The sequence below is a fragment of the Gammaproteobacteria bacterium genome, assembly GCA_015709695.1.
GTDB lineage: Bacteria > Pseudomonadota > Gammaproteobacteria > Steroidobacterales.
Map to the genome: position 1 here is coordinate 962,931 of CP054183.1, position 24,435 is coordinate 987,365.

The following is a 24,435-nucleotide window of genomic DNA, read 5'->3' on the forward strand; positions in this document are numbered from 1 at the left end:
GTGTTGATCCTCGCCTGCATGTTGGCCGCGCCTGGCGTGCAGGCCGCGATGGCGGTCGTCGACATCCGTGCCATTGCGCAGATGCGCAGTCAGCTGCAGGCCTTGCAGAACCAGTTGACCACGGCCCGCAACCAGCTTACGCAGGCCCAGCAGCAGTACCAGTCCATGATCGGCACGCGGGGCATGGAGCGGCTGTTGTCGGGTACGGCCCGCAACTATCTGCCGCCGGACTGGGTGGCACTCGAAGCCGCCGTGCGTGGTGCGGAGTCCAGCTACGCGGCGCTGGCGGCGCAGATGGACGCGGTACTGCGTGGCAACGCGGTGCTGACCCCCGCGCAGACGGCGCACCTGGCGACGGACTCACTAGCGCAGCTGGAGGCCGATCGCCGTTCGGTGGCCATGATGCAGGTGACGAGCCGTCAGGCGCTGCAGGCCAGCAGCCAGCGCTTTACCTCGCTGCAGGGGCTGATCGACGCCATACCGACGGCCACCGACACCAAGGCGGCGCTGGACCTGCAGGCGCGCATCGCGGCCGAGCAGGCGATGCTGCAGAACGAGCAGACCAAGCTGATGGTGCTGCACCAGGCGGCGTTGGCCGAGGAGCGGGCGCAGCAGCAGCGGGCGCGGGAACTGGCCATTGCGAACTATGGTTCGCTGCGCGGATTGCCACCGATCGGGCTTGGCAATTAGATGCGCCGGAATATCCTCCTGGCTGTTCTGGCGACCGTGTTCGGGGTGGTCGTCCTGGTCTACCAGCTGCAATCTCCGGAACCTCTGGTGGCCGAGCACACGGTGGATGAGTACCGCGCCGATGCGCGGCTGCGGCAGGCGATGTTCGGGCGCTGCAAGGCAGATCCGGGCTCGCTGGGCGAGACGCCAGACTGCATCAATGCCATCGAGGCCGAGCGGCTGGAGAGCCGTGGATCGCTGCGCGATCTGCCGCCGCTGGGGCTCGATCCGGTGCCCGGGAAGTAGGGTATGGGGTTCTTCGGCGAGTTCGATGCATGGCTGACCGGCATTCTGTCGGCCTATATCGGCAGCAATCTTGCGGTGATTGCGGCGATCCTGGAGCCGGCCATCGTCACGCTGGGCGTGTTCTACGTGATTGTCTGGGGCTATCTGCAGCTCATGGGCAAGATCGAGGAACCGTTCATCGAGGGGGCCAAACGGCTGCTGACGCTGGGGGTGATCCTGGGGCTGTCGCTGCAGCTCTGGCACTACAACGCCGTCATTGTCGATACGTTCTTCCAGGCGCCGACGCAGCTCGCCGCCGGGATCATCGCGGCCCGTGATCCTGCCGCGCCGCCGTTCGCGCCGGTGTCCGTGGTCGATGAGATCTTCTTCGACGGGGATGATGCGGCAAGCCTCCTGATGGAGAAGGGGGAGATCTTTGGCGAGGACATCGTGTTTTATCTCGCCGCCTTTGCGGTGTATCTGATCGTGGGATTGACTGCGGTCTACACGATGTTCCTGCTGGCGATGAGCAAGATCGCACTCGCGGTGCTGCTGGCGCTGGGGCCGCTGTTCCTGGCGATGCTGTTCTTTGAGTCCAGCAAGCGGTTCTTCGAGGCATGGCTGGCGCAGCTTAGCAACTACGCGTTCCTTGCGATCCTGACCATTCTTGTGGCGGCGCTGATGCTGGATGTGATCTCTACCGCGGCCGAGGCTGCGGCGGCCACCGGCGGCGGCATCCAGATCGCCCATGCGCTGCATGTCTGCGCGGCCGCGGCGCTGACGTTCCTGATCATGCGGCAGGTGCCGGCGATGGCGCAGGGCATGGCTAGTGGCATTGCGCTGTCCGGGTTCGGCGCGGTGGGGAACCTGGTGCGGATGGGACTGGGTGGGCTCAAGTCCGGGGTGCGGCACGCGGGGCAGTTCGGGCGCGGTGCGCTCATCGACCGGGATAGCAGCCGCTGGGACAGCCTCACCAGAAAAGCGGGGCAGCGCATGGTGGGTGCGCGCATGGTGCGCGAGAAGCGACCCCGGCAGAACTCGATCCGTTACGGGTGAACCATGATGAGAGCTGCACAGCAACTCAGGTCGGTGGGCTTGCTGGTACTGGCGGTGCTGGCCGTGGCCGGGTGCAGTACGCAGGCACTGCGGGTGGACTGTGAGAAGCGGTTGCAGCCCATCAATGCACCGACGCCAAAGCCTGTGCCGGTTCCTGCCGGGGATCCGCGATGAAGCAGGATGAGGCGCTGACGGCGTACTTCGCGGAAGCAGCCTCCTGGGATGCGGATCGTGCGGCCCTGAACGCCCGCAGTGTGCGTACCGCCTGGCGCGTCGCCGCCGGTGCCTGCGTCGTCACCGTGCTGGCGCTGTTCGCGTTGATGCTGCTGGTGCCTCTGAAGCAGGTCGAGCCGTTCGTGATCCGGGTGGACAACACCACGGGTATTGTCGATGTGGTGCCGGCGTTCGCGGGGCAGGCCTCGATGCCGGAGGTCGTGACGCGCTACTTTCTGGATCACTACTTGACCGTGTGCGAGCGGTTCAATTTCGCCACCGCCGAGAGTGACTACGAGGAGTGTTCGAGCTTCCATGCGCCGGCGCGTCACCAGGAGTGGATGACGCTGTGGGACCGTGCCAATCCCGATTCGCCACTGAACCAACACAAGGATGGCTCCAGCATCCGCGTGCAGGTCAGTTCGATCACGTTCTTCGAGCGTGGCAACGGGGTGGAAGACCTGGCGCAGGTGCGCTACGTGAAGTCCCAGCGCACGGGCAATGGCAATGAGCAGCTCTCGCACTGGATTGCCACCGTCCAGTACGTCTATGGCACACCGGCCCGGGATGCGCGGATGCGGCGCTGGAACCCGCTGGGGTTCAAGGTGGTGGATTACCGGACCGAGGCCGAGGCGCTGCCGGCGGAACCCCTCCCAACCAGTGCGGCGAGTCCGGCAAGGGGTGCTCCGTGAGGCGGGTCGCCGCGGCTGTTCTTGGTGTTCTTCTGTCTGCCGCACTGTGGGCTGAGACGCTGCCGGTGCGTGGGCAGCTGGATCCGCGTATCCGCACGGCGTCCTACCACGCCGATCAGGTCTACAAGCTGCAGGGGTTCGTGGGCTATGCCATCGAGCTGATCTTCGAGGAGGGTGAACAGTTCTCGGGAACCGGTGGTGGCGATCTGGAAGGCGTGACGGTCGATAGTCATGGCAGCTCGGTGCTGCTGAAGCCGCGCGCCGCCATCGTGGCGACCAATCTCGTGGTGTTCACGGATCGGCGCGCGTATCGGTTTGACTACACGGTGCTGGCGCGCCGGCCCGAACGGTCCGATGAACTGATGTATGCCGTGCGGTTCTCCTATCCGCCGCCTCCGAAGATCGATGGAGAAGATCCTAGGGTCCGGATGGAGCGGGAGTTGGCCACCGCAGCGGCAGCTAGGCCTCGCAATGCCGACTACTGGTACTGCGGACATGCCTCGCTTCGGCCCGTTGCGGCCTCGGATGATGGCGTGCAGACGCGCATCACGTTCAGCGACCGCTCGGAGATCCCCGCACTGTTCATTGGCAACGAGGATGGTACGGAGTCGCTGCTGAACTTCTCGATGGATGCCGGGGATGTGGTGATCCATCGCCTGGCGCCGCGACTGATCCTGCGGCGGGGACGATTGACCGGCTGCATTGTCAATAAGGGCTTTGCCGGGGCAGGGCAGCGCCTGGAATCCGGCACTGTTTCTCCGCTGGTGGAGCGCGATGTGAAGGGGGCGCCGCCGTGAGCCTGCTGGATCGGCTGCGAGGTCGGCCACCTGAGACAGGTTCACGGGACCCGGTTGATACGCCGGCGGACGGAGAGGTTCCGGGTGAGCGTGGGGCGAGCGCTGTGCAACGGCCGCCGTCGCTGCAATCGCGATTGAGCAATCTCTTGGCTGTCGGGCTGATGGCGGCAATTGGTGTCGGGCTCCTGGCCTGGTACTACGCAAACTGGGTCGGTGGTCGGGCCAATGCGCGAGAGGCGGCGCAGTCCTCGGCGCAGGAGAAGGCAGAAGGCGAGATAAACCTTCGGCCGTTGGGTCGTGTCGATCCGCCATCCATGCTGCAGGGGTTGCTGGGAGAGGCACCGGAGGAGCCACCGCCGGAGGATACTCCCGACGCGTGGTTGGCGCCGGCACAGGAGGCCGCGTATGCGCCGTATACACCGGCGGCGGCTGCTCCGGTGAAGACCCCAGAGGATCTGCGGCAGGAGCGATTGCTCGCCGGTCGCGCGTTTGCGTCGAGCAGTGTCGGGAGCGGCGGCATCGCGGAACTTGCGATCCCTGAGGGTGAGGAAGCTGCGCCCTCCGGTGACCTCACGTCGATGCTGCGTCCCAGCGTGACGCCGGCGGTGCAGGCGCAGGTGCTGCCGACGCGGCGGCTGCTCTTGCCCAAGGGCGCGTTCCTCGACTGCACGCTCGAGACGGCGCTCGACTCGACGCTGCCGGGCATGACCACCTGCATCCTGGCCACCGACACGTTCAGCGCGGATGGTCGTGTGGTGCTGCTGGAGCGAGGCACCAAGCTGGTGGGTGAGACGCGCGGTCAGGTGCGGCAGGGCGCGGCACGCGTGTTTGTGCTGTGGACGGAGGCGCGCACACCGGGGGGCGTGGTGGTGCCGTTGGCCTCACCGGGCACGGACGAGCTCGGGCGCTCGGGGTTGCCGGGACAGGTCAACGGGCACTTCTTCGAGCGGTTCGGGGCGGCTATTTTGGTGAGCGTCATTGACGGGGTCATCCAGACGGCGATTGCCTCGCAGCGCCAGGAGGGCTCGACGGTGGTCGTCGATCCCTCAGGGACGCGGGACATCATGACCGAGGTGTTGCGCTCCACGGTGAACATTCCGCCCACCGTCGTGAAGCCGCAGGGGGATCGCATCCAGGTGCTGGTGGCACGGGATCTGGATTTCCGGAGCGTGTATGAACTCAAGCCCGTCAGTCGCTGAAGTCACCGTGCCGGCGGCGAGCTTCACGCGGCCGCCGGCCGTGGCGGAGTCCTCCGCGCTCGATCTGACGCTGCGGGCATTGCGGCCGATCCTCACGGATCAGGAGGTCACGGAAATCTGCATCAACCGTCCGGGCGAGGCGTATGTGGAGACACGCACTGGCTGGCGGTGCGAAGCCTTGCCATTCGCGACGTTCGAGTGGTGCCAGTTGCTGGCGCGGCTGGTGGCGAACTCCACGCGCCAGCGCATTGACGCCGAATCGCCGCTGCTGTCGGCGGCATTGCCTGGCGGCGAGCGCATACAGATCGTGCTGCCGCCGGCGACGACGCCGGGGAAGGTGGCTATCACGATCCGAAGGCCAGCCGATGAGGTGTGGACGTTGGACGAGCTGGAGCAGCGTGGCGTGTTCCGGGCCACGCGTCGGGCGAGCGGAGCGCCGGATGACACAGAGAATGAACTGCTGCGGTTGCTGGAAGCCAAGGACTATCAGTCGTTCCTGCGCTTGGCCGTGGCGCGGCGGCGGAACATTCTGGTCTCCGGACCGACGGGCTCCGGCAAGACCACGTTCACAAAGGCATTGATCCGGGAAATCCCCACCGACGAGCGGCTGATCACCATCGAGGATGCCAAGGAGCTGGTGCTCGACCGGCACGACAACCATGTGCGGTTGTTCTACTCGAAGGACGATCAGGGGCTGGCGCGGGTGACGCCCAAGCAGTTGCTGGAGAGCTGTCTGCGCATGAAGCCTGATCGCATCCTCTTGGCGGAGCTGCGCGGCGAGGAGGCGTTCGACTACCTGCGCAATGTGAATTCCGGGCATCCGGGCTCGATCACCAGCATCCATGCGGCCAGCGCGGAGCTCGCGTTCGAGCAGCTGGTGCTGCTGGTGAAGCAGAGCCGTGCCGGCCAGGAGCTGGCCCGCGAGGAGATCAAACACCTCCTGTATCTGCTCATCGATGTGGTGGTGCAGTTCGGTGTCGAGCACCGGCAGCGCTGCATCAAGGAAATCTGGTATGACCCTTCACGCAAGCGCCGCTCGCTGGCGGCCGCCCGCTAGATCGGCGTGGCTCGCGCGCACGCTCAAGGGCCTCGTCGTGGCGGTGTGCCTGCTGATTGCTGCGCAGTACCTGGCCGGGTTCGTGTTCCTGCAGTGGGTGCGGGCTGATCCGAAGGCCGCGAGCCCGCTGACGGTGCTCCGCTACGGGTACTACTTCGGTGAGCGGGAGGACATCCGGCGCAAGCTCTGGGTCAGCTCCGGCGCCGGCCTGCTGCTCGCATTCATCCCGCTGGTCATTGCACTGAGGCCGCGCTCGCCGCCGCTGCATGGGGATGCGAAGTTCTCTACCAAGGGGCAGGTGCGTCGGGCGGGACTGTTTGCGCCCAGCGGGATCATTCTGGCGCGGGTGGGAAGGAAGCTGCTGCGGTTGTTCGGCCAGCAGGGGGTGGCGGTCATTGCCCGCTCGCGCAGTGGCAAGGGTGCGGGCATCGTGATCCCGAACCTGTTCGAATGGCCGGACTCACTGATCTGCGTCGATCCCAAGCACGAGAACTACACCATCACGGCAGGTCACCGGGCGCGCACCGGCCATGCCGTGTTCTTGTTTGATCCGTTCTCGGAAAGCCGCAACACCGCCCGCTGGAATCCTCTGGGCTATATCTCCGACGACCCGGCGCTGCGCATCAATGGGCTGCAGCGCATCGCGGACATGCTCTACCAGGAATCCCCCGGTGTGGATCCGTTCTGGAGTGCGTCGGCCCGAACGCTGTTCCTGGGGATCGGACTGTACGTGTTCGAGACACCCAGCCTGCCGAAGACCATCGGGGAGATCCTGCGGCAGGGCATGGCTTCGGATGATGAGGGGTTCGGTGCGCACTGGAAGCGGCTGATCGAGGGTCGCAACAGCGGCAAGTATCCGCTGTCGGCCGAGTGTGTGCGGGCGCTGTGCGATGTGATTGATCTGGCGCCGGTGACGGCCTCCAGCATCCGCAAGACGTTCACTTCGCGGCTCGACCTGTGGTTGAACCCTATCCTGGACTGGGCGACCTCGGCCAATGACTTCGATCTGCGGGAGCTGCGCGCCAGGCGCATGAGCATCTACGTCGGCGTGCTGCCGGAGGATCTGCATCGGCTGCGCCCCGTGCTGTCGCTGTTCTTCCAGCAGGCCATCGCGCTGCAGACCCGGCAGCTGCCCGAGCACAATCCGGCACTGGTCTACCAGGTCATGTTCCTGCTCGATGAGTTCACGTCGCTGGGGCGCATCCCGATCATTGCCGAGGCCATCGGGCTCATGGGCGGCTACAACATCCGCACGGTGCTGGTAATCCAGGCCAGGTCGCAGCTGCGTGAGGTTTATGGTGCAAATGCCGCCGAAACCATCCTTCGCAACCTCGCCGCACGCGTGGTATTTGGTGCCGATGAGTATTCGGATGCGAAGGAGATCTCCGAGGAGCTGGGCACGATCACGGTTGAGGCGCGATCGGTGTCCAAGCCCACGTTCGACCTGTTCAGAAAGTCGCACCGTTCGCGCAGCGTTAGTGTCAGCGAGCAGCGCCGGCCGTTGATGCTGCCGCAGGAGGTGCAGGCACTGAAGGGCGAAGAGGCCATCGTGTTCTACGAGGGCATCCGGCCGATCCGCTGCACGAAGATCCGCTACTTCCGCGAGCGGCGGTTCAAGCGGCTGATCAGTCCGCCGCCGCGCCATGCGGCGCCGGGTTTGGCCGCGGCACCGCCCACTGTCAAGCCGGCGGCTTCGCCGCCCGACGTGGCGGGTGTCGAGGCGGCCATGGCGCCGCCGCCGGCGAAGCCCAGGCGCCGTCGGCGTGCCACGGCGCAGGACATTGAACGGATCGAGCAACTGAAGCTGGAGGATTTCGACGTGGACTTGAGTGGAGTGCGACTGCCCGACAAGCCCGAAGGAGAACGATTGACGCCCCAGGAGCTGGATACCGCTGTCGAGTCCTTTCTCTCCGCGCTGCGCGAGCGCTAGGAGCCGTTCATGGCCAAGACCCCAGATTCTCCACCCGAACGCAAGCGGGCCAAGGCGCCGCGCAAGTCCGCGGCACCGGTCCGCACCGATGCCGTCGTCGAGGCCGATGGCAACTTCATACAGTTCGGCCAAGCTGAGGCCGGCAAGCGCCCGGCGCAGAACACGCTGGCGTTTGCCGAGCAGCCCGGGCGCAAGGCCGACGCGGCGTCTGCTGCCAAGGCTTCCGACGACTCCCGCCGCAGGCTGCGTGTGCCGGATTCGGTGCAGGAGCGGTTCATCCACATCGGCAACAAGTTTCACTTTCCGGATGGAACGGAGGCGTTCACACACCAGGGCAACCGCCTGACCACGCGCTCCGAGAACGCCGTGGTGATACAGAGCATGGTGGCGATTGCCCGCGAGCAGGCTTCCGGGCCGGTCACGGTCGGAGGCACGGAGTTCTTTCGCAAGGAGGCCTGGTTCGCCGGCAACCTCGCCGGCCTCGAAGTACGGGGCTACGAGCCCACCGAGTTCGAGCGCGAGCGCCTGGCGCGCGCCATCGCCGCGCGTCGCGCCCCGGCGGCCGACACGAAATCGGCCGACGCGGGCGAGCGCGAGCCGTCATCGCCCTCGGCGACAGAAAAGGCATCGGATCGGCGACCGCCGGGTAGCGACCTGATCGTTGGCCGGTTGGTGGATCACGGTGCGGCGCCGTACTCCCATGACCCCAAACAGGCCATGTCGTACTTCGTGCGCATCGAGACCGAGCGCGGGGACCGGGAGATCTGGGGCGTCGATCTGGAGCGCGCGTTCCGTCACTCGCTCAGTACGCCAGGGATCGGGGATGTGGTCGGCTTGCGCGCGATAGGCAAGGAGGCGGTGACGGTGCTCGCGGCGAAGGCGGACAAGGAAGGCCGCCAGATCGGGACCGAGCCGCTGGATACGCACCGCAATCAATGGATTTTGGAGCGCAAGAGTTTTCTGGACGAGCGGCGCAAGATGGCCGAGGTGCTGCGCGATACCAGCCTGAGCGCCACCGATGCGATACGCCGACATCCGGAGCTGGAGGGCTCCTACCTGCAGCTGCAGATGGGTGGTGCGCTGGCCGATGACCGGTTCCGCAGCAAGGAGCAACGTGAGCAGTTCGTGGAGCACCTGCGGGCGCATCTGGCGCAGCGCATCGAGTATGGACAGCCGCTGGAGCCGGTGCACCTGCGAGCCGCGGAGGAGCGCGCCGTGCAACCGCGTAGCCAGGACCGCGATTTCCACCCGACGCGCTGAAAGGGCATGAGCGTGAACCGCACGCTGGTACCACCGCGCGGCCGGCGAGGGGAACTGATCACCGGCCGCCTGGAAGGTCACGGCAGGGCCAATTACCAGTTCGAGCCCGACGGCAGTCCGTCCTACTACCTCAAGCTTGTCACGGGCCGCGGCATCGAGACCCTGTGGGGAACGGACCTGGAGCGCGCGATCACGCGCTCCCGGACCCAGCCGAAGATCGGCGCGATGGTCGGCGTCCGGCGGGTAGGCTCAGAAGCCGTCACCATCCCGGCCAGGGAAGGGGATCGCAGCACGGATCGGCAGCGGACGTTTCACCGCGCCCGGTGGGTTGTGGAGAGCGTCAGCTACTTCGCGCAGTCCGCCCAGGAGGCAAGACGCGAGGTCAAAGCGCGCCTGGAGGACAGACGCGCAATGAGCGAACGTCCTGAGCTGCGTAGCGCGTTTGTTTGCCTGGGGATCGCGCGCGCCTACGCAGAGCGGCATATCCGTGATCCGCGCGACCGCGAGCTGTTCGTGAGCCGTGTCCAAGCCGTGATGGAAGCCTCCGTGCAACAAGGCAGGCCGGCACCCCAGCCGCGCCACGCTGATCGTAACCGGAGTCGGACGCCGAGGTTAGTCCGCGACGAACCATCACAGTAGCTCTCGGAACTGGTTGGTCTCAATTGACTAAGTTCTTTCTCGAAGCCGAGCTGGATCGAACTGCTGCAATATCCGGGAAATTTCGGCTTCCGTACTTCGCTCAAGGCCAAATAGGTTCTTAACGCGGTTGTAGGCATCGGTTAGAAAGGTCAGTTGCGCTTCCTGTCCCCAGTCCTGGCTCTGCCTAGTTATTCGCGTGTCGTTCCGTCGGGAAGGTGTCCGACTTCCTCGCCATTCGGAGTACCACTGAAGGTCCTTAACTCCAAAGAGTCCCGCTTCGACCTTTCGCATCTTCAGTGCCTGAAAACGATCCATCACAGCTGTTGCCTTCCGCAGAAACTGTGACCATTGTCCGAGCATCGGATGGTCTCTTAGCAAGAGCTGACCTTCGTGCTGTGCGATCACACTGCCATGTAACATCCAGAACTCGCCTGTGTCCTCGAAATACATGGTCATATCAATAGAGGATGCTTCACTCATTTCCAACTGGCTAGTGATCCAATAGCGAACATGACCTTCTTCCGTCGCTCCATAATCCCCACTACTTCCGCCGCCGAATGGTGCATCGACGCTCTCTGACGGATCCAGCTTGGCAATGTCTGAAACTAAAGGTGCACCGCCCTTCCAGCCTGCGGGGATGATTCGCACGTAGGCACGCGGAACGTCTGGAATCGCTACTTTCTTGCGTCTTGCTCCTCCAAAGGCATCGTTGTGTGTTAGCGCCTCACCCGCTGAAGACCAAATGGAATAGTTGCTTGCCATTGAAGCAATGCCATTAACCTGCTGAGGTTCCGAGAGGTCATCGAGTCGCTCCTCGAGATTAATTCTTAGGGCCTCCTTGAGCTCACTTACGAGCTTCGATCGGACTGCCGCTCGCGTTGACTTGTCGGCAGCATCGTTCAGCACGAATGTGACTACTCGCCGTTGACGAATATCGAAGGGAAGATCCTCCACCTTCGCTCCGCCGGCCATATTCAAGATTCCGATGACTCGCTCCCAGCCGGGCCTATGCATTGCCCACCCGAGTTCGATCATCACGTTAGGATTTGGCAGCCACTTTCCTTCTGGAGACCGCGCGATGGGGGTGAGGTCGGCGACGAATACCGCCGCATTCTCGATCTTGTTGAGGATCGTGGTTGCGATGTCGGCCATGCCCCGTTCGCCCTTGGTGTCATGATCAATCTCAGGTCGGTCTGCATCATCAACACTGATCTCTTCGGCGACTTGGGTGATTGCATCTACCAGGGATTCGCGGATGAAGTGGCGGCATGTCTTGGGTGAATAGTCGCTCTGCCAGGACCAGAATATCTTTGCTGCTTGTCCCATTACTACAGTCTCTCTATGTCATGAGCGGGATGCCGGTCAGCATCTGTTATTAAGACGGCGAAGCAAAGTCCGGCCGGTGATAAGGCCAAGGTGTAGCCGGAATGTGCTGTGATCTTCGTCCGATAGACCTGGATGTGATCCGTCCGTATGAAGCATCTTGAACAGGCCGTTCAAGTAGTTCTTTCCATCAGGAGTCCATTCGTTTCTGCCTATCGACAGGAACCCTAGCTCAGCCAGCCACGCGCGTCGGTTCTCGCTCGATGCCAGAGCAGCAGCCTTTTGCGGATCAACGTGCATGGCAATGTCGTTGAGCAGACCTTCCATGAAGGTGCGTATCTGACTGTTCGCCGCAGCCCAGTCGCCGCGTGTGTGCGCATCGATGGCTTGTTCCAGGTGTCCTAACGATACAGTGAAGTTGAACTTCTTCAGAAGCTGGTGAACTTCGTCATCGGCTGCGGGAAGATCCACGTTGCCCGGCAACGCCGCGCGCAGTAGCGGCATTCGTGTGACCGGATCCCAGGAGACTACGTAACCGTCGAGCGCCAACCCTCGTAGAAGCCGCTCCTGTCCGGCATTGGCGTACTGGAATACGGTCGCTCCAACGGCTTCCCGTACCGTGGCTTCGGCCAGGGTCGCGGGCCCATCCAAAGTGCTGACAATGTGAGAAGCGCGTTGGTTAACGAGGCGCGCCAACATAGCGCTCTTTGCGGTAACGCTCTTTCCAGGTCCTTGCGGAATGTCTTCCTCAAGTCCCAACCGCACTACGACTTGATCGAACTTCGCCTGTGTCAGCGTCTCCCCTAGGAATTCGGTCGCGGCGATGATAGTCGGGCGAGTGAATGGGTGGGTCTTCATTGCGGTCTGCATCCTCTTTGTCCCGCCAGTGGAAGAAGAGCCAAGAGGGCGGGATTTCTGTTTCGCTTCAGCCTATCACGCCGTGCTCGCCGTCAAGGACGAGCGCGGCGACCGCGCTCGCCGCCTGCGGCGGTCTGGCGATCCTTGACGGCTGCGCGCGCCGTGATTCCGAGGATGCGGGCAATCCCGCCCAAGACATTTCGAGGATCACGACCATGAATGCAGTTTCCACTTCCATGTTCTTTGCATCTCGCAGCACGGCGTTCACTCATGCCCTGTCGATGGAGGCGCTGCGCGAGCAGGTGCCGGCGGTGTTCGCGCCGACCGCGCATGAGAGCCTCAGCGAGAAGTACACGTTCATTCCGACCGAGCGCGTGCTGTCGGGGTTGATGAACGCCGGGTTCGTGCCGGTGGAGGGCCGGCAGGCGCAGTCGCGCAAGGGTAGTCCGCTCCACACGCGTCACATCCTGCGGATGCGGCGGCGGTTCGAGACGGTGCAGCTCAAGGACTCGATCCCGGAGATTGTGTTCCTGAACAGCCACGACGGCACCAGTGCCTACCAGCTGCGGGTGGGTATCTATCGCGTCATCTGCACCAACGGGCTGATCGTCTCGCAGGGTGCGTTCCCGATGGTGCGGGTCAACCATCGCGGCGACGTGGTGGATGCCGTCATCACGGGCGCGCTGGAGATGGCGGAGCGGTTCGAGGTCCTGGCCGGCCAGGTGGAGCTCATGGAGCAGCGCTCCATGTTCAAGGATGAGCAGATCGACTTCGCTGCCCAGGCGCTGGCGATCCGATTCGAGGATATCGCTCAGGCCGGCATGCAGCCTTCGGCGCTGCTGGCGCCTCGGCGTGTGGAGGACGTGGGTGACGACCTGTGGCGGGTGCTGAACCGCGTGCAGGAGAACCTGCTGCGGGGTGGCCTCAGCCGGCGGTCGGTCAGCGGACGCCTGACGCGCACGCGCCGGATCAGCTCGATCCGGGAGGACGTGCGGATCAACAGCCGGCTGTGGGACCTGGCCTCGCAGAGGCTTGCGGCCTGAGCGGATTCGGGAGAGGGCACCACTCGGTGCTCTCTCCCGTTTTTTTTTCCGCCGGAGAGCAAGACCAGGAAGGCGGGATTGCCTTTATGGATTTCAGCGTAACACGCCGTTCTCGCCGTCAAGGCCTGCGCGCGGGCCTGCGGCCCGTGCTCGCGAGCGCGCTACGCGCGGCCCTGACGGCTGCGCTGCGGCGTGTGGCGAGGGCTCAGCAGGCAATCCCGCCTGCAGAGTTGGAGAAGTCTCATGTCTACACGGCAGCGCGTTGCGCGAGTATTGAGTGTCCGTCCGGTCTCGGGAGCGATCCGGATCGCCGAGCCGAAGTTCAGCACAGGCTGGGTATCGGCGAGTGGTGGCCCGATCAGCGATGAAGTCCTGATCGATGCCGCCCTGAAAGTCCTGGCCGAGCAACTGGTGCGGGGCGATCTGTTCGAGAGTCCGACTGTGACCCGCAGGTACCTCGCGTTGCGGTTCTCCAGTCTCGAGCACGAGGTGTTCTGCTGTCTGTTCCTCGATAACCGTCACCGGCTGATCGCCTGTGACGAGCTGTTCCGGGGAACCATCGACGGGGCGAGCGTGCACCCGCGGGAGGTCGTGAAGCGGGCGCTGGCGCACAACGCCGCAGCCGTGATCCTGACGCACAACCACCCATCCGGGGTGGCCGAGCCGAGCCAGGCCGACGAGCTGATCACGCTGCGCCTGAAGGACGCCTTGGGTGTGGTGGATATCCGGGTGCTCGATCACCTGATCGTCGCCGGTGCCAAGGTGGTGTCACTGGCGGAGCGCGGCGTCCTGTGATGGCTTGGGAAGGAGCGTCGGCTTGGCGCTCCTTCCGTGATGATCCGTTGGAGGGTGGGGGCGGGCCTGTGGGTTGGCCGCTGCCGCAGGGCTTCGTTCAACGTTGGCGTTCCCAAAATCCGCACCAGCGCGCAAGGCCGCGCTGCTTCGCCGGCTGCGCCGGTCACGGATTTTTCTGGCTGGACGGTCGGCGGCGTCTTGGGGTCGCTGAAGAGGTTTTCCGGGGTGGTGAGCGGGCATGAGGCTCGCTTCGAACCCAAGGAGATACCGTCATCATGAACCGTCTAGAACGTGCAGACAGACTGCCGCCCAGCCCACGTCGTCGGGGCAATGCATCGCAGAATTCCTCTCCGAAGCAGGAGCCCATCCCTGAATCCGATCGCTATCTCAGGCGGTCTGTCCTGGGTCGCCCCCGGGCGTTGACCGAGGCCCAGATCGCAACCGTGCTGGCCTGGCATGACTCGCGAATGACCTTGAAGCAGCTGGCCGACAGTCTGGGCGTATCCACGACTACCGTAAGCCACGCCATCAAGAGTCGGGGCAAGCACTACAAGCAGGCGCCACCGGAGCAGCGGGAATCGACGCTGGAGGCCCACCGAGCGAACCGCGAGGCGCTGCGGGCGGGTGGGTGGCTGTAGACCAAGAGAGCCCGGTGCAGGTGGCTGCATCGGGCTCGATCGGACGAGGGCTTCAGCGCTGGCGGTGCGGAGTCGCTGGAGGTCGGGCGCGGAAGTGGTGAGGGTTTGGGTGCTATTTTCCCGAAAACGCAGGATAGCCTGCGGCTTGCTGTTGGGGCCAAATTGGCCCCATGGGTGACAACGAAGTATTGAAGACCAGAGTCGCTCCGGAACTGAAAGTCCAGGCGAAGGCGCTCGCCGACGGCGAACTTCTCTCCGAGGCGGCGTGGCTGAAGCGGCTCGTCATCCGGGAGATTCGGAGCGCGCGCGGAACGGATGTAGGGGAGCGCATATCGTGCCGCGCGGCCAGTGTCCGGAAACCGGGCCGGGAGGCGCACGGGTCGAGCGCGTGTGGCCGGCCGATGTTCGTCCGGCTCCGGCACGACGACCGGCTGTTGCTGGACGCGCGTGCTGAGGCGCGTGGGATGCGGCCTGCCACCTACGCGTCCGTCCTGCTTCGGGCGCATCTACGCAAGCTCGCACCGCTGCCCAAGGATGAGCTGCTGGCCCTCAAGCGCAGCATTGGCGAGTTGGCGGCCATCGGCCGGAACATCAACCAGATCGCCCGGGCAGCGAACGAGGGCGGCCGGCCACCCGGCTCTGTGCGGGACGAGTTCCGGGCCATGCTGAAGGTCTGCGAGGCATTGCGCGACAACACCAAGGGCCTTCTGAAAGCGAACCTGACCAGTTGGGAGAGCGGCTGTGGCGAAGACGTTTAGGTTCCCAAAGGGCGAACCCCTGCTCGACATCGCCAGCTATGCGCGGGGAGGGATGCGGCCGCCTGACCGGCTGACGCCTGCGCAGGTGGAGCAGGTGCGGAGGACCGTGCAGCGTGTCCCCGAGGCCGTGGTGAAGGTTCTGCCCCGCGACAGCAACGACCTCAAGGCGGCCGGCAAGCATCTGGACTACATCGGCCGGTACGGCGAGCTGGAACTTGAGGGCGATGATGGGGAGCGCCTGCAGGGGTGCATTGGTAACGCACTTCTGGAGGACTGGGATCTCGATCTGGATGGCGTGCGCCAGCAGTCTGGCCTAGTGGTGGCCAACGGTCGCAAGCCTCCGAAACTGATCCACAAGCTCATGTTCTCCATGCCGCCCGGCACTCCGCCGGACAAGGTGCTCGGTGCGGTTCGCAATCTTGCCCGACAGCAGTTCGCCCTCCAGCATCGCTATGCGTTCGTGCTCCACACGGACGAGCCGCATCCTCACGTCCATCTCGTGTTGAAGGCAGTCAGTGAGCAGGGCGTGCGTCTAAACATCAAGAAGGCGACGCTGCGGCACTGGCGCTCGGAATTCGCGCGGCACCTGAGATTGCTAGGCGTGGCGGCCAATGCCACAGAGCGAGCGGTGAGGGGTGAGAGCCGTTCGTCAAAAAAGGATGGCATCTATCGGGCTAGCCAGCGTGGTGACTCGACCTACATGCGAGCGCAGGCAGAGGCTGTCGCGCGTGACCTCTTGAAGGGAGACATACGTGTGGAACCTGGAAAGCGACATCTCGTCGAGACGCGCAAGCATGTCGTGCAGGGATGGAATCAGGTTGCATCTAAGCTGGAGTCGGAGGGGCGGCATGGGTTGGCGAATGACGTGCGGCAGTTCGTTGCGAATATGGGATCGCCACGTACCGATCGTGACCTCATTGCTGCTGAACTGGTTCAAAACGTCCATCTGGGCGCCGAGCGCGGCAGGAGCCGGTCACGGTAGGTCGTGGGATCGGCACTTCGAAAGCCAACTAGCTAAATTCGCGCGACGACGCATAGAGTTGACCGAGCAAGCGTGAGTAGTCCAGAGCGAGGTGGGTGAAGATGTGGATGACTCGATACAACGGCATTTCACCGTCTAATGCTTCAAAGGCCATTCAAAGAATCGCATCACCTTGTCGTATTCAAGGGTGTCTCCCCCGAATGTGGTCGTCAGTGGCCGCCGCGATTCTCCGATACAAGGCACGTCGGCCAGTGGTGGAATGGGTTGTATAACTGCCCTGTTCTGCACTCCTCGGCGTATGGCGTCACGTCCGTGTGGATGAACGTAGTAAACGCTCAGTGAGGGATTTGCCTGAGACGAGGACTCGATTAATTGATTGACGTGATTGTCTGCAAAACCGTATCCGATAATCATGAGTCGAGTATTGGGTTGGTGCAGATAGTCCTTAAGAATCTTGAAGTATTGCGTGAGAAGCGGCTTTTCTTGGATGTAAGCTTCCTTTCCACCACCGACAACAAACAAGGAATCCGTTCCATCAGTCCATTCAATGGAACCGTGGAGCTTGTAAATCGGTTGTCTACTGGGATCTGGCTGGCCTACTGTCCCAACACGTCGTTCAAGCCTAATGACCTCTCGGCTGTTCAGTGGGGTCGCTACGGCCGGCTCGATTCCCGGGTAATAACTCCCAGCCCAACGACCGGGCCGGTGTGCGGCGTTGTAGTGCAACTCCAGAAGCAAGTCCTGATTCAACGTGAATATCGCATCAAACTTGGGAAGGAAGCTGAGAATGGAGTGCTCTGTCTCGCCTGCCAGATACATTGATACACGCTGACCCAAGGCGATGTTCATGGCCCAGAAGGACTCCTTGATCCCGTCCTCGAGTATCCTTACTTCCTCCGGGGATACTCGCACACGTCCGTCACCACCAGAACGCGCCTTTCCTAACGCCTCTTCGTAGTTGTCTGAGGATTGAATCAGGCGGCGCAACGGATCGTGCTGAGCCAGGCGGGCTAGTAGGTCGCCCTCAAGTTCCTTTGCGAGCCATCCGCCCCAGTTTCGCGTAAAGCCGGCTCCAGTCAAAAGAATGTGTGGCATTGATCCTGCTCGCTCAGCCAACCCAATTGGCTATTGTGCCGCCATGAAGCCCTGCGAGGCGCGTATCATTCCGCGGACTCTAGGGGTGTCGTATGACCATCGAGGAACTTACAAGAATCATCCGGGCCGCTGGAGGTCGTGAGAACGCGATGGCATACGCCGATGCCTTGCTCGAAAAGATAGATCGCGTTGAAGCCAGCGGACGTTTCGCCGGTCTGCTCAGCCAGTTCTGCACTGCCCGAGAGGCGGGGGATTTCCGCGGGCGTGTCCTTGAGGTCAACTTTGCCGAACTGTTTGTCAGGAAGGGACATGATCTGATCTATGGTGCCCGGCAGGGAATGACAGGAGACATCGACTTTCGTTGGAACGTGGCCGGTCGCGAGATGTTCATTGAGATGAAACTTCTCGGGCAGCATCGAAACACCAAGGCGGAGATCAATCGGCAACTGGAGAGAACCAGCTTAGGCGCCATGCATATCGACAATGATTTGCCGGATGTCGTGAGACTTCAGCGTGACATCATCCAAAAGGCGACTACTCGAAAATTTCATCCGAATCCGTCGGCGACAGCATTGAACATCGTGGCTGTGGATGTTAGCGAACTCCAGCTGGGGACTGTCGATATCGCCGACTGCCTGCTGGCTGCGGGCGGCAATGCTGTCGTGAGTCGGTACTTTGATGCTGCGTATTGTCGCGAAGGTATTGTTGGCGTGTTCGAGTCGATCCCCGATACTGCCGGTACTGAGCAGAACCGATGGGTCGCCGAAGTGCATAAGGTATCTGGTGGCGAACCGCATCCACGCCAGTATATCCACGCTGCGATGTTTCTATTTCGAAAACCGCGGGAAACCGCAGCCCTGAGCTACAAATTGGCGTCGGTCATTGTATGGAACGCGGCGCTCGTTAGGGCTGACGTGGCGCGTGCTGTCGAGTTGGCTCTGCATGAGGTACTTCCCAGAGAAGTAGCGTGATGGCTCTGAGAGCATCAGGCGGTTGTTATGGGACCGCCTTTTGAATAGCCACGATCACGGCGCGATTGCCATTCACTAAAGATTGAATGAGGGGTAGCAGAACTTTGGTCGTTCCCGCGGGCGAGCCGATGTATCCCGCGCGTATCAGACTGAAGAACGCGTCGTCACGCAGATAAGTACCGCCGAGGGCGTTGTAGCTAACCAGCATTCCGCCCCGAGGCCCCCTGTTGGTGGGGCGACGTCGCAGTCGCTCGAAGTGTTCAAGAGGAACGGTGATCGCTGCGCGTGCGCCAATCTTGTCCCGCCGAACGAACTTCATGTAGAACATCCCGGGATTGAGACGATAGTCGGAAGGTCTCGATGGGAGCTTTCGCTGGAACCTCTTCATTCGTGCGACTTCCTGGGAGAGTTTGGCGTCGGGTCTGTAGATCCAATCACCAGGGACGCCAGCCTTGCGGGCCGCGGGGTGTGGGTTCAGCATCTTGTACTGAACCATCACTAAGCTCCTGCGGATTACGTTGTGGTAGATAAGATCAATACCAAAAACCCGCTCCAGCGGACGGCGATTGGCGGTGATCACTTCCAACACTTCGTTGTGCCGTCGAAACTCCGCCCGACCTGTTACATGGACAGGGCCCAGCGCGAGCCCTGGTATGTGGCGGGCGTCATGCTCGATGACGGAATCCTCCTGTAGCCAGTACGTTGAAAGTTCGGTGTCCTTGGCTTTGAGCACGTCAAGCTCGCGCGGCAAGGCGTCGATGGGAAGACCGAAAATCTCAAGTGCGGTACGGATGGCGTCAGCCTGCAGTTGTCGGTTGGGCCGGTCGACCAATGGCCGATGTAGGCGGGAAGCGAGGGTGCTCATCGCTGCGTGATTGTCTGGTATCTGCGCAAGTGCCTTGATGAGGTGCGAGCTGGAGACGGGCGGAAGTGGGGTGAGGGCGGCTCCCTCCAGTAGGCGGGCGCGCAAGTCGTGGGGAGTTGCTCCTGAATGGAGGAGGTCTGCAATCCCCTTCAGGGTAGACGGCGTGATGGGTCGCGTGGAATTGATCTTGATGCCGCGCTCGATAGCTGTGAGCTGACGCTTAGCGACGAGAATGCCGATATGCGCGTCTGTCGGGTCCTCTGGATCTTCGGAAAACGGGCTTGGTGCGGAGACGATAATGCAGATCGTCGGTGGTCGGACATCCTTGATGAGATCTGGCGCTATGGCCATCGTGAATGGGCGCCCTATGGATCGTCGTTCGGTGAAAGCTCCAAACTGGTCAGACGTCAGGCGGATTATCACGAATCTCCGGGATTGAACGGCCTGCACGAGGTCTTGCAGCTCTTCCTGGGTCAGTCGTTGCAGGTGCGGCGAACGGTTCGCTTCCATAGCGGTTTCCTCGTGGCGAACTTATCGAGGTCGCAAGCGATGCCGGCCGGGCGACGCGTTTCTGGGAAAATAGCCGTCAAATGCGCGTCGCGCAGGACGCGAACAAAGCCTAAGGTGCCCGCATGGGTGATAGTGGGTGGTTCGCGATTCTTGAATGGCTGCAAGAGTGCGAGCGACCATATTGGCTCCTATGGCCTCAAGTAGGTGACCGGCTCGTCGTTCACTAGGTTGGCGTTGTTCCCTGCTGAGACCCATCGAAGCTGTAGCCTTAGCCAAGGCGTGCGCCGCTGATGCCGTAACTGTCACGAAGTTGTCTCTTCGGAAGGGTCTGGTCTATGTTTCGGTGCTGATATTGCTCCGACTAGTGACGCCGCTGTAGCGAGCGCCAAAGTCGCCTCCGCTCGGCTGAAAATCTCCGGATCGCCGTCGTCACCGACATGATGAGCAGGCTGGGTGAGGGAGACGAGGGCTTCGCCCATGGCCAGAGTCCTATCTAGCTTGGTCATGGCGCGACGCTGTGCGGGATTCGCCAGAGCGCCGCGTGCGCGCTTGGCTGCGTCCTGTACACCTGCGGCCTTCCACAGGCTCTCCATGGCCCGTCGGCATTCTGCAACACAGGCGTCATACTCCCCGCTCTGCAGGAATCGGTGAGCTTGGCGGACGAGTACCAACGGCGTGCTCGCGTCCGAATCAGGTGCGAGCGAGAGTGGGAGGCCGATCAGAAGCGCCTCGGCAGTGCCGCCTTCCGCAAGAATCCGCAGCCAGTCACCCAGGCCGACGTTGATACTGAGTGTCTCATCCAACGGACCGACGCCGTACTGACCGAGAGTGTTTCCGCGGACTTCGACTCTGAACACCAAGCCGCGGTTCTGGCGGCGGCTCTCCAGGGCGAGCAGTTGGTCGGCGGGCAGAGTGAGATTGTATATGAGGGGGGTGCGATACGGGATACCTTCGCGTGCGCGCTCGGTCCAAGCAACCTCGGGGTGACCGTGTCCGAGATGAACGGAGTCAGAGCCGCCCTCGACCGCGACGCATATGCGGACATAGGTCCCGAAGACGGCATAGTCTTGGTCGCGCCTCGGATGAATGCTCCATTCGAGCGTGAATCGCAGCAGCATCGCCCCTGTAGCTGGCACGGCACTAACCTGCGTAAGGCGCACATCGCCGATCACCGTGGACTGATAATTAATCCCCATTGATTCATGGCCTCCTTGAGTGGCCGATAATCAGGACGTTTGCGGCGTAGCGCTGAATTCCTGAAAGCCACTCGCGAGCAGGGCTGGCTGCAATTCGGAGAGCGCATTGGTAGGCACGCCGAGCCATAGAAGGTCTCGCGCGCGGGTTATCGCCACGTAGCCGATTCGCCCTAGCTCGCTGCCCACACCGGTCAGTAGTGCGCTGGCGTGGTCCTTGTTGGCTAGGTAGAGGACCGCATCCAGACTCTCTCCCTTTACCTGGTGGACGGTATCGACGCGGATGCGTGCGTCTGCGTCCGCAGCTAGATCATTGGCGGAAGCAAGGGGCGAGTTCGGCAGGCTCTTCTTGGCGAGCTTGTTTCCGAGATTGTCGGCAGTCGCCAAGCCGTGGTCCTTCGCAAGAGTCGCAAGCAGCGCCTTGGTTCGCGCAACCATCTGCGGATGCCACTGCGTGTCGGCAATCAATGCAGAGGATGGGAGGCCGGAACCAGCGTCGCGCGTGAATGCCCAGATCAGGCGGCGTAGCGATCGGTCTGCAGGCTGTTGTGATGCCTGCGTTATCCTTGCAATGAGTCCCGGTGGCGGAGCGGAAAGTAGACCGACAATGCAGGCTGTCACATGCTTGAAGGCGCGTAGGAAGTCCTGATGCCGATCGCGAAGTATTGCGGCTTGCGCCATGCCTCGCACAAGTCCTTGGCCGGGAGCGCCCTGATTGCCGGCGAGCTTATCTGCGAGATCGCGGCCCCGGCAGAGTACCGCAGAGCGCTGGACGCTCAGTCCAGCGGCTTCGACGGCAGCCCGGAAGGCGGCCACGAGTTTCTCGCGGTCGGCGTTCTTATATGGAACGTAGAAGCTGCCGTGCGTCGTCGCGGGCGCGCATCGGTCCGGGGCGTCCGTGCGTGTCGCCAACTTGTTCGCGACATCCAGGATCGCTGGCACTGAGCGGTAATTCCTTGTCAGGCCAAGATTCTTCACGCCAGGTCGGAGTCCGTATTGCGATAGGAACGCCCCGTCCGCTCCCGCGAATTGGTAGATCCCCTGATTTGGGTCACCGATTAGCGAGACTTGACACCCTGCCTGAATAAGTTGCTCGATGATCGCCTGGTGCAAGGAGCCGATGTCCTGCGCTTCATCTATCAGGATGTGCGCATAGCGCCGGGCGAGTGCGCGAAGTATGGCCGGCTGATGCTGGAGGGTGCGGTAGCACCAGTAGCGACCGAGGTTGTGCGTGTAGGCGCCGATCTTCCCCAGTCGCTGGACGATGTCGGAGGCATAGGTAGTATCGAGTCGCCTTGTCTCGTCATTGTTCGAATAGCAGAAATAAACAGACCCGGTGTCGATCCCGACCTGCATAGATGCAATATCGCGAGGATAGGTGTCGGTCCGGAAGTTGAAACCGCTCAAGAACGCTTCACCACCGGTTACCAGAAAGGCAGCTTGCTTCGCCTCCATCGTCCTGTAGGCGTGTGGGCGAAGTACGTTTCCAGTGATGAATCCATCAAGAGTGTCGATCTCGACGCGGCCGAGGGCAGCGCCGGCGGGTGCATCCTGAATCAGTGCGTGATAACCCTTCCTGAAGGTATCAACGGCAACATTTGAAAACGACAGCAGCGCAACGCGACTGCGGTGTGCCCCGAGGTGTTGCCGTAGGCGTACGAGGCGACGTACTGCCGTGAGTGTCTTGCCACTGCCGGCGCAGGCGATCACCGACATCGGCACAGGGTCCGAGCCAATGACATCCAGTTGCTCCTGCGATAGCGTCGTCACAGCACTGCTGGCTTCAGTTGGCAGGCGTGCGCAACGGCGTTCTTGATGTAGTCTGGCACTTGGCACGGCGCGCCATCTGACAGCACTTGAGCAAGAGCCTGGCCGAATCGACCCTTCTGAACATTATTCTGCTTGCGCTCGAACATGCCGCTGAATAGCGCTCGCGCCTTAGCTGCGTCGTCCGTCGCGGCCTCAACAGACGATTCGACTATTTCGCCGATTCTGGGATGCAGCTCCTTGAGTGCCTTCAACATCGCCGCACGATTGTCAGCGTGAAGGGCAAGGTCATACTCCAATGTCTTAAGCCCGTGAAAGACCTTAACGAAAGTGTCTTCGCGAGTCTTCATCTTGGCGGTGTTGCTGGAAACCGTGATGGTGTCCCCTGGCGCAGGGTAAAGCGCCTGCGGCTCGTTACCATCTCCTGGATCATCTACGGGATCGGCATCCGTGATCGCCGCCACGGGAATTCTCAGCGCCTTCTCTCCGAAGAGCGGCAGAAAGGAGTCGAAGTTCAAGCCTTCTACGCTGATAAGGCTGATGCCATGTTCGCGTAGCTTGTGGCCACACTTCTCGGCAAGAACACTTACAAGCATCAGTTCCGCGGCCCCCTCGACGAAGATCACGCGACGTGCGAAGAATAACTCGGCGCGGGTCACGTCGAGGTAGCGTTCGAGCTTCTCTCTTTTTCCTGCCGGGAACTCGATTGTTCGCGGGAAGAAGGCCTCGATCTTGCCCTCCATGTCCACTAAGCATGTCAGCGTATCGAGGTTCGCGATGCTGGCGAAATTCGGTGAATGACTGGTTACAAAGAGTTGAACGGGCTTCTCGCCCTCCGCAGTCTTGATGGTCTCCAGATAACCAAGAAGCACGGCCTGGAGCTGCGGATGCAAATGTGCTTCTGGCTCTTCAATGATGAGGCCACGATAGCTGGCCTCAGGGTTCTTTGCCAGCTCGCTGAGTACGACGGCCATGAAGATCAGGTTGTTGAACCCGAGTCCGTTTTGCTCGATCTCGAAGGAATCCACCAGCAATGACAAGCGGGAAGCCAAGCGTTGGAAGTCGCTGCCGCTTAGGCCGAGATCCAAGGCTTGGGCTAGAAGGGGCCCGAGCATGCTGCTATGTCGGTTCTTGATGGCATCTTGGGTAGTGACTACCGGCTGGTGCTTCTTGAGTTCCTCGTCAAGCTTCTGCAGGGCAACGTTGATGCCGTCTCGCCCTACGTCGTCGGCGAGCAGTTGGAACAGCCTGGACAACTGGCTCGTACGGTTGGGTTTCAGGCTCTGCGAAGCATCGCGAAGAGGCGGGAGATAAACGCCCCGCAGGTTCTCCATCATCTCAGCAGTCAGGCCCACGTCCTCGTGGTCGCCACACCAGCGCTTGGCGCGCATTCGGCCGGTCTTATCGGCATCGGTATAGCGAATGGTGATATGGGCTTCGAGTTTTCCGCCGCTACCGGGTTTCAGAGCCCCAAGGAAATCTGCTTCTTCGTCCAGATCGAGGTCGCGGAAGATGTACTGGAAGACGATGTCGCCGGCCGGCTGACCAGCCCTGGGATGGTGGACATCGTCGATGTCCAGCCGAGGATAAGGTTCATCGTGGCCTGCCAGCAGTGCCCGGAGTGCATCGATGACTGCGGTCTTGCCGACATTGTTTGCGCCGACCAATACGTTGAGCCCCGGCTGGAACTTCAGCTCCACCTGGGCCAGCTTCCTGAAATTCCCGATGTTCAACTGCGCCAGATACACCGTACCGTCCCTGGTTTTCCGTTGTTGGATTAGTTAGTTACGAGCCTGCCAGAGTGTATCGGCCGGCCCGCCCATTGGAAGATGCCTGATAG

23 protein-coding genes are annotated in these 24,435 nt (G+C 62.2%); 16 read left to right on the plus strand and 7 right to left on the minus strand.

What is annotated here, in order from left to right:
- The 10 genes from HRU81_04455 to HRU81_04500 all read left to right on the plus strand — a co-directional run bounded on the left by HRU81_04455 (position 1) and on the right by HRU81_04500 (position 9,797).
- Positions 1 to 690 carry a type IV secretion system family protein gene (locus HRU81_04455; GenBank protein QOJ31408.1) on the plus strand — a complete coding sequence of 230 codons (690 nt, stop codon included), beginning with the start codon at positions 1 to 3 and terminating at the stop codon, positions 688 to 690.
- Positions 691 to 975: an EexN family lipoprotein gene (locus HRU81_04460; protein ID QOJ31409.1), complete on the plus strand. Its 285-nt coding sequence runs from the start codon at positions 691 to 693 to the stop codon at positions 973 to 975.
- Between the two features lie 3 nt (positions 976 to 978).
- A complete protein-coding gene (locus HRU81_04465) occupies positions 979 to 2,010 on the plus strand; it encodes a type IV secretion system protein (protein ID QOJ31410.1) in 1,032 nt (343 codons plus the stop codon).
- A gap of 170 nt (positions 2,011 to 2,180) precedes the next feature.
- Positions 2,181 to 2,915: a hypothetical protein gene (locus tag HRU81_04470; GenBank protein QOJ31411.1), complete on the plus strand. Its 735-nt coding sequence runs from the start codon at positions 2,181 to 2,183 to the stop codon at positions 2,913 to 2,915.
- Positions 2,912 to 3,712: a TrbG/VirB9 family P-type conjugative transfer protein gene (locus HRU81_04475; protein QOJ31412.1), complete on the plus strand. Its 801-nt coding sequence runs from the start codon at positions 2,912 to 2,914 to the stop codon at positions 3,710 to 3,712. The genes HRU81_04470 and HRU81_04475 overlap by 4 nt, the downstream gene beginning before the upstream one ends.
- Positions 3,713 to 3,846: 134 nt before the next feature.
- Positions 3,847 to 4,911, plus strand: a complete 1,065-nt coding sequence (virB10, locus tag HRU81_04480; GenBank protein ID QOJ31413.1) for a type IV secretion system protein VirB10 — start codon at positions 3,847 to 3,849, stop codon at positions 4,909 to 4,911.
- Positions 4,886 to 5,968 (plus strand): P-type DNA transfer ATPase VirB11, encoded by a 1,083-nt coding sequence (virB11, locus tag HRU81_04485; GenBank protein QOJ31414.1) that lies wholly within the window; start codon positions 4,886 to 4,888, stop codon positions 5,966 to 5,968. The genes virB10 and virB11 overlap by 26 nt, the downstream gene beginning before the upstream one ends.
- On the plus strand, positions 5,925 to 7,898 hold the full coding sequence (locus tag HRU81_04490; GenBank protein QOJ31415.1) for a type IV secretory system conjugative DNA transfer family protein: 1,974 nt from the start codon (positions 5,925 to 5,927) through the stop codon (positions 7,896 to 7,898). Before virB11 ends, HRU81_04490 begins: the two co-directional genes overlap by 44 nt.
- A gap of 9 nt (positions 7,899 to 7,907) precedes the next feature.
- Positions 7,908 to 9,158, plus strand: coding sequence for a hypothetical protein (locus HRU81_04495; GenBank protein ID QOJ31416.1), 1,251 nt, complete (start codon positions 7,908 to 7,910; stop codon positions 9,156 to 9,158).
- A gap of 6 nt (positions 9,159 to 9,164) precedes the next feature.
- Positions 9,165 to 9,797: a hypothetical protein gene (locus tag HRU81_04500; protein QOJ31417.1), complete on the plus strand. Its 633-nt coding sequence runs from the start codon at positions 9,165 to 9,167 to the stop codon at positions 9,795 to 9,797.
- Positions 9,798 to 9,824: 27 nt separating this feature from the next.
- Here HRU81_04500 and HRU81_04505 read toward each other — a convergent pair whose 3' ends face one another.
- Both HRU81_04505 and HRU81_04510 read right to left on the minus strand, forming a co-directional pair.
- Complete coding sequence (locus tag HRU81_04505; protein QOJ31418.1) at positions 9,825 to 11,123, minus strand: hypothetical protein; 1,299 nt, start codon at positions 11,121 to 11,123, stop codon at positions 9,825 to 9,827.
- Between the two features lie 36 nt (positions 11,124 to 11,159).
- Positions 11,160 to 11,978, minus strand: coding sequence for a hypothetical protein (locus HRU81_04510; protein QOJ31419.1), 819 nt, complete (start codon positions 11,976 to 11,978; stop codon positions 11,160 to 11,162).
- A 215-nt stretch (positions 11,979 to 12,193) separates the two neighbouring features.
- Here HRU81_04510 and HRU81_04515 point away from each other — a divergent pair, with 215 nt between their 5' ends.
- The 5 genes from HRU81_04515 to HRU81_04535 all read left to right on the plus strand — a co-directional run bounded on the left by HRU81_04515 (position 12,194) and on the right by HRU81_04535 (position 16,194).
- Positions 12,194 to 13,021, plus strand: coding sequence for a DUF945 domain-containing protein (locus HRU81_04515; GenBank protein ID QOJ31420.1), 828 nt, complete (start codon positions 12,194 to 12,196; stop codon positions 13,019 to 13,021).
- 243 nt (positions 13,022 to 13,264) lie between these two features.
- Positions 13,265 to 13,816 carry a DNA repair protein RadC gene (gene radC, locus HRU81_04520; GenBank protein QOJ31421.1) on the plus strand — a complete coding sequence of 184 codons (552 nt, stop codon included), beginning with the start codon at positions 13,265 to 13,267 and terminating at the stop codon, positions 13,814 to 13,816.
- A gap of 467 nt (positions 13,817 to 14,283) precedes the next feature.
- Complete coding sequence (locus tag HRU81_04525) at positions 14,284 to 14,454, plus strand: hypothetical protein (GenBank protein ID QOJ31422.1); 171 nt, start codon at positions 14,284 to 14,286, stop codon at positions 14,452 to 14,454.
- Positions 14,455 to 14,624: 170 nt separating this feature from the next.
- Positions 14,625 to 15,212, plus strand: coding sequence for a plasmid mobilization relaxosome protein MobC (mobC, locus tag HRU81_04530; GenBank protein ID QOJ31423.1), 588 nt, complete (start codon positions 14,625 to 14,627; stop codon positions 15,210 to 15,212).
- Positions 15,196 to 16,194 (plus strand): relaxase, encoded by a 999-nt coding sequence (locus HRU81_04535; GenBank protein ID QOJ31424.1) that lies wholly within the window; start codon positions 15,196 to 15,198, stop codon positions 16,192 to 16,194. Before mobC ends, HRU81_04535 begins: the two co-directional genes overlap by 17 nt.
- A 135-nt stretch (positions 16,195 to 16,329) precedes the next feature.
- Here the strand turns inward: HRU81_04535 and HRU81_04540 are convergent, their stop codons facing one another.
- Complete coding sequence (locus tag HRU81_04540) at positions 16,330 to 17,289, minus strand: SIR2 family protein (GenBank protein QOJ31425.1); 960 nt, start codon at positions 17,287 to 17,289, stop codon at positions 16,330 to 16,332.
- A 92-nt stretch (positions 17,290 to 17,381) separates the two neighbouring features.
- Between HRU81_04540 and HRU81_04545 the strand changes: the two genes are divergently transcribed.
- Positions 17,382 to 18,260, plus strand: a complete 879-nt coding sequence (locus HRU81_04545) for a hypothetical protein (protein ID QOJ31426.1) — start codon at positions 17,382 to 17,384, stop codon at positions 18,258 to 18,260.
- 25 nt (positions 18,261 to 18,285) lie between these two features.
- On the opposite strand, the gene HRU81_04550 is transcribed toward HRU81_04545, so the two are convergent.
- From HRU81_04550 to HRU81_04565, 4 genes are all read right to left on the minus strand, one after another.
- Complete coding sequence (locus tag HRU81_04550; protein ID QOJ31427.1) at positions 18,286 to 19,635, minus strand: hypothetical protein; 1,350 nt, start codon at positions 19,633 to 19,635, stop codon at positions 18,286 to 18,288.
- Between the two features lie 302 nt (positions 19,636 to 19,937).
- A complete protein-coding gene (locus tag HRU81_04555; GenBank protein QOJ31428.1) occupies positions 19,938 to 20,753 on the minus strand; it encodes a hypothetical protein in 816 nt (271 codons plus the stop codon).
- A 108-nt stretch (positions 20,754 to 20,861) separates the two neighbouring features.
- Entirely contained in the window at positions 20,862 to 22,598 is a 1,737-nt protein-coding gene (locus HRU81_04560) for a UvrD-helicase domain-containing protein (protein ID QOJ31429.1), read from the minus strand.
- Complete coding sequence (locus HRU81_04565; GenBank protein QOJ31430.1) at positions 22,595 to 24,343, minus strand: AAA family ATPase; 1,749 nt, start codon at positions 24,341 to 24,343, stop codon at positions 22,595 to 22,597. The genes HRU81_04560 and HRU81_04565 overlap by 4 nt, the downstream gene beginning before the upstream one ends.
- Positions 24,344 to 24,435: the final 92 nt, after the last annotated feature.

Bases quoted from the DNA above. Each gene is read 5' to 3' on its own strand.
- HRU81_04460 (QOJ31409.1), top strand. From the start codon at position 691: ATGCGCCGGAATATCCTCCTGGCTGTTCTGGCGACCGTGTTCGGGGTG.
- HRU81_04465 (QOJ31410.1), top strand. From the start codon at position 979: ATGGGGTTCTTCGGCGAGTTCGATGCATGGCTGACCGGCATTCTGTCG.
- HRU81_04470 (QOJ31411.1), top strand. From the start codon at position 2,181: ATGAAGCAGGATGAGGCGCTGACGGCGTACTTCGCGGAAGCAGCCTCC.
- virB11 (QOJ31414.1), top strand. From the start codon at position 4,886: ATGAACTCAAGCCCGTCAGTCGCTGAAGTCACCGTGCCGGCGGCGAGC.
- HRU81_04490 (QOJ31415.1), top strand. From the start codon at position 5,925: ATGACCCTTCACGCAAGCGCCGCTCGCTGGCGGCCGCCCGCTAGATCG.
- HRU81_04495 (QOJ31416.1), top strand. From the start codon at position 7,908: ATGGCCAAGACCCCAGATTCTCCACCCGAACGCAAGCGGGCCAAGGCG.
- HRU81_04500 (QOJ31417.1), top strand. From the start codon at position 9,165: ATGAGCGTGAACCGCACGCTGGTACCACCGCGCGGCCGGCGAGGGGAA.
- HRU81_04505 (QOJ31418.1), bottom strand. From the start codon at position 11,123: ATGGGACAAGCAGCAAAGATATTCTGGTCCTGGCAGAGCGACTATTCA.
- HRU81_04510 (QOJ31419.1), bottom strand. From the start codon at position 11,978: ATGAAGACCCACCCATTCACTCGCCCGACTATCATCGCCGCGACCGAA.
- HRU81_04515 (QOJ31420.1), top strand. From the start codon at position 12,194: ATGAATGCAGTTTCCACTTCCATGTTCTTTGCATCTCGCAGCACGGCG.
- radC (QOJ31421.1), top strand. From the start codon at position 13,265: ATGTCTACACGGCAGCGCGTTGCGCGAGTATTGAGTGTCCGTCCGGTC.
- HRU81_04525 (QOJ31422.1), top strand. From the start codon at position 14,284: ATGACCTTGAAGCAGCTGGCCGACAGTCTGGGCGTATCCACGACTACC.
- mobC (QOJ31423.1), top strand. From the start codon at position 14,625: ATGGGTGACAACGAAGTATTGAAGACCAGAGTCGCTCCGGAACTGAAA.
- HRU81_04540 (QOJ31425.1), bottom strand. From the start codon at position 17,289: ATGCCACACATTCTTTTGACTGGAGCCGGCTTTACGCGAAACTGGGGC.
- HRU81_04545 (QOJ31426.1), top strand. From the start codon at position 17,382: ATGACCATCGAGGAACTTACAAGAATCATCCGGGCCGCTGGAGGTCGT.
- HRU81_04550 (QOJ31427.1), bottom strand. From the start codon at position 19,635: ATGGAAGCGAACCGTTCGCCGCACCTGCAACGACTGACCCAGGAAGAG.
- HRU81_04555 (QOJ31428.1), bottom strand. From the start codon at position 20,753: ATGCTGCTGCGATTCACGCTCGAATGGAGCATTCATCCGAGGCGCGAC.